We start from the raw sequence: 497 nt of genomic DNA on the forward strand, positions 1-497 counted from the left end.
CTGGAAAAAGTTCGTGGGTTTTTAACCTTTATTCGCACTGCCTGATGTCCATATTTGAACACTTATATTTTAACAACAAAAGTCACAATTCCCAAATAGAATGTTTGGGAAAGATTTCTAAATTTTGTAACAATTGTCACAATTCATTCGGTGAAAGCTACCATGTCTATCGTTACTTTGTCCGAGTAAGCGCACAAACGTTTTTTATACTGGCGGTATAGCGCAAGAACTAATGTGATGGGGATAAAATTATGAAAGAAAATATTGTGGCAGATGCACGTCTGCGAAAGATGGCTGAAGATGGTGGGGGTAAGAAATGGTTAATTCGCGGGGCGGCGACGCTGGCGATGTTAGGTGGCATTGCCGCGGCGCCGCAAACGGAAACGGTGACGAATCACGTCGACCGCTTTTTTGAGTCAGTCTTGCATATGGCAACAACCAGTGTTGAAGCTGCGGAAGTTTCGAAAACAATTAACGATATTACGGATGCGAATGTA

1 protein-coding gene is annotated in these 497 nt (G+C 42.5%); it reads left to right on the forward strand.

Going from position 1 to position 497, the window contains the following annotated elements:
• Nucleotides 1-251: 251 nt before the first annotated feature.
• Nucleotides 252-497 (forward strand): hypothetical protein (locus WEIDD23_RS12180; protein ID WP_156469672.1); only part of this gene is annotated, 246 nt, incomplete at its 3' end.

The organism is Weissella sp. DD23 (assembly GCF_001579105.1).
In the GTDB taxonomy this organism is placed as follows: Bacteria; Bacillota; Bacilli; order Lactobacillales; family Lactobacillaceae; genus Weissella; species Weissella cibaria.